Below are 6,012 nucleotides of genomic sequence, written 5' to 3'. Positions count from 1 at the left end.
GCGCCATCAGCGCCAGACATGTCGTCAACGGAGGAATCGGCGGCGGCTCCCAGCGGCGGGGCGATCCCAGCGGATCCGTGGTCCTCGTCGGCGCGGAGCGCCTGCACGACGAGCTGCTGTCGGCCACGCCGCCGCTGCTGCTGGACGTCCGCTGGGCTCTTGGCGACCCCCACGGCCGTGATCACTATCGCGCGGGCCACCTGCCGGGCGCGGTCTATGTCGACCTCGACACCGAGCTCGCCGCCGCACCAGGCGGGAGAGCCGGCCGGCACCCGCTCCCCAGCGTGGCGGCGCTGGAGCGGTCGGCCCAGGGCTGGGGGCTCACCGCCGGCCGGCCGGTCGTGGTCTACGACGACAACGGGGGACAGGCCGCGGCTCGGGCGTGGTGGCTGCTGCGCTGGGCGGGCGTGGACGACGTGCGCATCCTCGACGGCGCGCTGGGCGCCTGGCGGGAGGCCGGCTTCGCGATCGAGACAGGGGAGACCGTCCCGGTCCCCGGAGACGTCGTGCTCACCGCGGGACACCTGCCGCTGCTCGACGCCGACGGCGCCGCCCGGGTGGCCCGCGCGGGTGTCCTGCTCGATGCCCGCGCGCCGGAGCGCTACCGCGGCGAGGTGGAGCCCGTCGACCCGCGCGCGGGGCACATCCCGGGCGCGGTCAGCGCGGCGACAGGGGACAACCTCGACGGGACCGGTCGTTTCCTGTCCCCGGACCGGTTGCGTGCCCGTTTCGTGGCGTTGGGTGTCGACGGGTCAGAACCCGTCGGGGTCTACTGCGGATCCGGGGTGACGGCGGCCCACCAGATCGCCGCGCTCGCGGTGGCCGGGATCGAGGCCGCGTTGTTCGCGGGCTCGTGGTCGGCGTGGTCGTCCGACCCCGACCGGCCCGTCGCCACCGGTGGCACTGGCAGCGGATGACCGTGATCCACGCCCCTGTTGCCGGGCGCTCTTACGCGGCACGGTGGTGACTCACCGAGCGTAGCGGCGGGCGGTCTGGCCGGCCAGGCCGGAGATCCTGCGCCGTCCGCTCCGGTGCTGGCTCCTGCTCGCTGTCGGTGGCCGGCTGACCGGTAGGCCAGCGCGGCACCGGCCTGCCGCGGTGGTGTTCGTCACGATCTATGAGGTAGAGCAGAGCCAGCCCGGCGAAGAGCGGCAGATGAGTAATCATGCGGCTCCACGGTGCCGCGCCCACCGCGAGATCGTGAGCTGACAGCCCGGTGAGCGCGACAACAAAGCCGAACATGGTCGGCAGCAGGCCAGCCGCGTGCCGTGCGTACATGGCCGCCCACAGCATCCCGATCCCCAGCGCGAGGTTCCATGCCGCGCTCTCGTTGAACAGATGCGCCGGTGACAGATGCCCGCCGGCGCCGTGCCCCTCGGCGCCGTGCCCCTCAGCGCCGGCGGCTGCCCCGTCGAGCAGCTGACTGAGGCTGACGATGATCTGGATGGCAGCGACGCCGCCGAGGGCGATCCGGGAGAGCGGCCCGCGGGAGCGGGCCGGCGGGGCCGACATGACAGCGTCGACCATGTCGGGGACGGCCGACACCTCGTCCACCCGCAGCGACCGGCCCAGCGCGATAGCCGTCTCCTCCCAGGCGCGGCACCGCGCGCAGCCGGCAAGATGGGCGTCGATCAGCTCGGGAGGCTGGGACTCGCTCTCCCCGTCGAGGCGGGCTGAGACCGCTTCGCGGCATGTACTGCAGTCCATCTGCCAATAGTCGCGCGTTCGGGCTGTCCGGTTCCCGGGGCGTGGTTTTCACCCGTTTCATCCTGCCGCGGCCTGGGCGGCCAGGAGTGATCGGCGACAGGGGCCCGGCGGCGCGGGGCTGGGGCACCTACCTCGCGTCGCTGTCGCCGGTTGTCAGCACCGGTTGTCAGCACCGGTTGTCAGCACCGGTTGTCAGTGGCGGGAGCCAGCGGCGGGGTCAGCGCTGTGCGGAGAACGCCGCGATGATGCGGCCGGTGTTCGTCCGGAAGACCTCGAGCAGGTCGAGACTGGCGTCCGGATAGTTGATGATCTCGACTCGGGTCGAGCCGGGGATGTCCGGGTTGACACTCGGTAGGTGTGCGTTGGCCAGGACCAGCGCCGGCCTCTTCGCGGACAGATCGGCGAGCTGCCCGGCCGAGACCGGCTGGGGGCCGTAGGTGCCGACGACGGACAGGCCGGCGAAGGCACCCCAGTAGGCCATCCACAGGTGGGCGACCGCGGTCGGTGCCGGCGTCGGCAGCGCGGCCTTGACCCTGCCCGACAGCGCGGCGTATTCGCTGTCGAACAGCGACAACCATGCGGTGGCCGCCGTGGCGGTACCGAACATGGCGCCGAGCCGGGTCACCTCGGATCTGATCGCTGTCGGCGTGTTCTCCAGCTCGACCGGCACGAGCCGGCCCGCTCCACCAGCCGCGGCCTTGAGCTTGGCGGCGAAACCGTCGAACACGGAGTACAGGATGTAGTCGGCACCGGTGACCTTGACGAGATCGCCGGGGGTGGGTTCGAAGTCCGGTGGATGCTGGATGGTGGCGGGTGCGATGACCGTGATGTTCCTGGCCCCGGCCGCCTTCGCCAGGGCACCGACCCAGCTGGTCGAGGCGACCACTGTCGGTCCCGCGGCCGGTGTCGCACCGGCCGGCCGAGTCCCGGCCGCGGTTGCGGCGGACGGGTTGTCAGTGCTGCCACACGCGATCGTCGACAGGGACAGCATCGTCGCCAGGACGGTCAGCGCGGCGGCGCGAAGGACGCGCATCCGTTGCTCCTTCAGGAATCAGATAGGTGAGCAGGGTCAGGGCACCGGCGACCAGGACCAGCACGGGGCCGGGAGGCTGGTCGACCAGCAGGGCGACGGTGAATCCCACCGTGCTGCCGAGCAGCCCGAGAACGACCGACCAGATCACCATCGACCGCAGGGAGCGGCCGAGAGCGCGGGCGCCGAGGGCGGGCAGGATGGTCAGCGCGTCGACCAGCAACGCGCCGGTGAGCCGGATCGCGGCGCCGATGGCGACCGCGACGACCACGAGCAGCGCGAGCATCAGGGCGTCCGCGGGCACTCCCGAGCACAGCGCCAGTTCCCGGTCGAACAGCAGCAGCGCGAGCTGGCGCCGATGGCGCCGGTAGAGCAGGTGGACAGCCACGGCGAGGATGCCGAGCACGACCAGGTCGACGCCGCGGACCGCCAGGATCGAGCCCCACAGCAGCTCGAACGCGCCGGTGGCGTTGACCCCGGAGAGGGACAGCACCAGCAGCGCGCCAGCGATCGCGAACGTCATCAGCAGGCCCATCGCGCCGGGCAGGCCCGAGGGCCGCCGGGCGAACGGCGCCACCCCGGCGCCCGCCAACGCGCAGGCGGTGAGCCCACACAGCGTCGGGTCGGCCCCGGTGAGCAGGCCGACCGTGATCCCCAGCAGGGCGACGTGCATGACGGCGAACCGGACGGCGATGATGTCCAGCCCGATGATGAACACTCCGGCGATCGGCAGCGCGACGGCGGCGATCAGCAGACCCACGGCGCCGCGCTGGACGGCGGGCAGCGCGAGGAGGTCGACGAGACGGTACATGTCAGATCACCCGCAGCCGGCCGGCGGCCATCTCGGCGACCCGGTCACACGACCGGGCCATCGCCCGGTCGTGGCTGACCACCACGACCGTGACCGGCAGCCGGGTGAGCAGCCGGGCAACCTGCTCCTGGCCGGCGAAGTCGAGTGCCGCGGTGGGCTCGTCGGCGAACAGCGCCTGAGCGCCCGCGGCGACCGCGCCGAGGGCACGGCTGAGGAACACCCGCTGTAGCTGTCCGCCGGACAGGGTGTGCAGCGGCCGGCCGCCGAGCCCTGCCACACCGAGCCCGGCGGCGGCCTCCCGGGCCGCGGGTGGATGCCCGCCGCTGTCGAGCAGTTCGTCGACCAGCAACGGGAACCGGCCGGGGGACAGGCGCTGGGGAACCCAGGCGACCTGCCGGCGGCGCGCCGCCCACTGGGCGCGGGTGCGGGCCGCGACGCTGCCGACGGTCACCGAGCCACCGGCGAGGGGATGCAGGCCCAGGGCCGCGCGCAGCAGGGTGCTCTTGCCCGATCCGTTCGTTCCGGTCAGGGCGAGGTGCTCACCGGCGCCGACATCCAGAACGACGCTGTCGACCGCGGTGCGCCGGCCGTACCGGCAGGTCACGCGATCGAAGTGGATGGCCGCGGAGCTCACCGCGGCCCACTGCCGGTGAGCTGTTCCCGCAGCCACCTTTTGTCGATCTTGCCGGCCGCGGACAGCGGCAGCTCGTCGAGGATGTGCAGGCTTTCCGGGAACTTGACCGGTTCCAGGCCGTGCGCGTCGGCGAGGTAGGCCGTCAGCTCACCGAGGGCGGGGGCCGCGGCTCCGTCCTTCGTCGCCACACACGCGGCCAGCCGTTCGCCCATGATCCGGTCAGGGACGCCGACGCAGGCCACCTGACGGACCGCGGGATGCTGCGCCAGCAGCAGCTCGACCTCCACGGGGCTGATGTTCCGTCCACCACGGATGACGATCTCGTTGCGGCGCCCGACGACGTGCAGGAAACCGTCGCGGTCGACACGTCCGAGATCGCCGGTGCGCACCCAGCCGCCACCGGTGCGGTAGCGGTCGTCGAAATCCGCGTCGACGTAGCAGAGCGGACTCATCGGCCCCAGGCCCCAGATTTCCCCGACCCCGTCGACGGGCACGTCCCGCCCGTCCTCGCCGACGACCCGGATCGCGGCGACCGCCGGGTTCGGCCGGCCGACGGCCGAATGCACCTCCGCCGGCGGGCAGCCGGGATCGGTGGTGCAGTTGACGCCGTCGGCGGAACCGTAGCAGTTGACGAACCCGCAGCCGAAGGCCTGCCGGCAGGCCTGTACGGTGGCCGGGTCCACCCGGGAGCCGCCCGCGACGACCGCGTGCAGCGAGGACATGTCCACCCGGTCGATCATCGGATGGTCGAGCATCATCGCGAACATCGTCGGTACGCCGAACACCAGGTGCGGGCGGTGCGCGTCGATGGCAGCCAGCGCGCGGCCGGCCTCGAAACGGGAGCAGACGATCAGCGTGCCGCCGAAACGGGCGACGGTCACCGCGGAGCCCGACGAGCCGAACGAGGACGCCAACGGCACCATGAAGAAGTTGCGCATCGGCGTTGGCCGGGCATGCAGGGCACCGATGAACGCCCCGCGCCCGCCGGCCAGCGCGTCATGCGAATATACGATCATCTTCGGCGCGGCCTCCGACCCGGAGGAGACCAGGATGCGGGCTGGCGCGGCCGGGTCGACGGGCTCCCCGCGGGCCAGCGGCGGACCGGAGTCAACCAGGTCTTCCAGGCTGTCCGGGGCGCCGGACCCGGACGCGATCACCATCCGCAGGTGGGGCAGGTCGCGGCGCAGCGTGCGCAGCACGTCCGCGGGGGCGACGTCTCCATGCCGGTGCGGCACCACTGCCGCGGCCGCTCGGGACCGGGCGAGCAGAGCGAGCGTGTCCCGCCGGCCCCGTCCGACCGGATAGGCGAGGACTATCGCTCCGACGGCGGCGGCCGCGAGATCCACAGCGACCGGGCGCCATCCGTTCGGGAGCTGGACGGCGATCGTCTCGCCAGGCCGGATACCGGCCGTCTTGAACGCGCCGGCCAGCCGGGACACCCGGGCGGCAAGATCGGCGTAGGTGGCCTCGCCGTCGTCGTCGATGACCGCCGGCCGGTCCGGGTGCCGCAGCGCGTTCTCGGTGAACAGGGTGTGGAGATCCCGCCCCGGATAGAAACCGGCGTACGCCCACCAGGCGCGCAGCGCGGGCGGAACGAGATCGCGCACCGGCAGGACGCTGGGCACCGAGGCGGCCGGTCCGGGCAGGTCTGGTTGCGCGAGTCCCGGTTCCAGCGCGGTCATCGGGTGAACCTCCATGGCGGGCGGACGAAGGCACAGCCGTCGATCTCGATCAGCGGGCGGGCCGCCGGATCACCGGCGAGCAGCCCGGGCCGCGGGCAGACCCGCACCGCGGTGCCGCCGGTGGCGGCGAGCGCGGCCAGCGCCTCGT

Annotated in this window: 6 protein-coding genes; 1 reads left to right on the top strand and 5 read right to left on the bottom strand. The window is 73.0% G+C overall.

Translation table 11 applies throughout. The features are described from left to right. A partial coding sequence (locus tag MJ785_RS19700; RefSeq protein WP_239382198.1) for a sulfurtransferase occupies nt 1-917 on the top strand: 917 nt, incomplete at its 5' end. Between the two features lie 31 nt (nt 918-948). Here MJ785_RS19700 and MJ785_RS19695 read toward each other — a convergent pair. From MJ785_RS19695 to MJ785_RS19675, 5 genes are all read right to left on the bottom strand, one after another. Beyond that, entirely contained in the window at nt 949-1,707 is a 759-nt protein-coding gene (locus MJ785_RS19695; protein WP_239313297.1) for a zf-HC2 domain-containing protein, read from the bottom strand. Between the two features lie 217 nt (nt 1,708-1,924). Beyond that, entirely contained in the window at nt 1,925-2,740 is an 816-nt protein-coding gene (locus MJ785_RS19690; protein ID WP_239313295.1) for a metal ABC transporter solute-binding protein, Zn/Mn family, read from the bottom strand. After that, nucleotides 2,661-3,548, bottom strand: coding sequence for a metal ABC transporter permease (locus tag MJ785_RS19685; protein WP_239382196.1), 888 nt, complete (start codon nt 3,546-3,548; stop codon nt 2,661-2,663). Before MJ785_RS19685 ends, MJ785_RS19690 begins: the two co-directional genes overlap by 80 nt. Nucleotide 3,549: 1 nt before the next feature. Next, nucleotides 3,550-4,182: a metal ABC transporter ATP-binding protein gene (locus MJ785_RS19680; protein ID WP_239382194.1), complete on the bottom strand. Its 633-nt coding sequence runs from the start codon at nt 4,180-4,182 to the stop codon at nt 3,550-3,552. After that, complete coding sequence (locus tag MJ785_RS19675; protein WP_239382192.1) at nt 4,179-5,864, bottom strand: class I adenylate-forming enzyme family protein; 1,686 nt, start codon at nt 5,862-5,864, stop codon at nt 4,179-4,181. The genes MJ785_RS19680 and MJ785_RS19675 overlap by 4 nt, the downstream gene beginning before the upstream one ends. Nucleotides 5,865-6,012 lie beyond the last annotated feature (148 nt).

Origin of the sequence: Protofrankia sp. CiT1, from assembly GCF_917627335.1 — a bacterium.
Taxonomy (GTDB): domain Bacteria; phylum Actinomycetota; class Actinomycetes; order Frankiales; family Frankiaceae; genus Protofrankia.
Note: the sequence above shows the minus strand (reverse complement) of the source record. Positions and strands in the feature narration are given on the sequence as shown.

Excerpts from the sequence above, each read along its gene's own strand:
- MJ785_RS19695 (WP_239313297.1), bottom strand. The coding sequence starts at position 1,707 with ATGGACTGCAGTACATGCCGCGAAGCGGTCTCAGCCCGCCTCGACGGG.
- MJ785_RS19690 (WP_239313295.1), bottom strand. The coding sequence starts at position 2,740 with ATGCGCGTCCTTCGCGCCGCCGCGCTGACCGTCCTGGCGACGATGCTG.
- MJ785_RS19685 (WP_239382196.1), bottom strand. The coding sequence starts at position 3,548 with ATGTACCGTCTCGTCGACCTCCTCGCGCTGCCCGCCGTCCAGCGCGGC.
- MJ785_RS19675 (WP_239382192.1), bottom strand. The coding sequence starts at position 5,864 with ATGACCGCGCTGGAACCGGGACTCGCGCAACCAGACCTGCCCGGACCG.